Annotated in this window: 1 protein-coding gene; it reads right to left on the bottom strand. The window is 42.0% G+C overall.

Features of this window, described 5'->3' with window-relative positions:
* Positions 1 to 705, bottom strand: a 705-nt coding sequence (locus tag FRX45_RS23090; RefSeq protein ID WP_262884228.1) for a putative PEP-binding protein, incomplete at both ends; no start/stop codon positions are given.

Genomic DNA, 705 nt, shown 5'->3' with positions numbered 1-705 from the left:
ACATTCGTCAGTCCCATGTCCTCTCTTACTTTTTTAATAGCTTCACATTCAAGCCGGAAACCTTCCTTATATAAATCATTATAATACCTTGATGCCCCACGGAATCCAAGCATGGGATTTTCTTCATGCGGCTCAAAATCCTTTCCGCCAATCAGGTTAGCGTATTCGTTGGTCTTAAAATCGCTCATACGCACAATCACATCTTTGGGATAGAATGCCGCTGCAATAGTAGCCACCCCCTGCGAGAGCCGATCTACAAAATATTTTTCTTTGTTGGGATAATGATGCGTCAATTCCGTTATTTTCTGTTTTACCACCTCGTCTTTCAACTGATTGAATTTTACCAGTGCCATTGGATGAATCTGTACAGAATGTGCAATTATAAATTCAATACGCATCAGCCCAACGCCATCATTTGGGTAGAACGATAATTTGAATGCCTTATCCGGATCGCCTGCAATCAGCATCACTTCAGTAGTTTCAGGTTTTTTTACAGAAGAAAAATCAAGGTCTGTCGTTTCAAAATTTAGTTTCCCTTTATACACAAAACCTGTTTTTCCTTCGCAACAGGAAACGGTGATCATTTCCCCATCAGTAATTTTAGCAGTAGCATCGCCGCAACCGACAATTGCAGCTACACCCATTTCTCTGGCCACAATAGAAGCGTGGCTCGTCCTGCCGCCCTTATTGGTAATAATGGCCGAG

Source organism: Agriterribacter humi (assembly GCF_009192765.1).
Taxonomy (GTDB): Bacteria; Bacteroidota; Bacteroidia; order Chitinophagales; family Chitinophagaceae; genus Agriterribacter; species Agriterribacter humi.
Note: the sequence above shows the minus strand (reverse complement) of the source record. Positions and strands in the feature narration are given on the sequence as shown.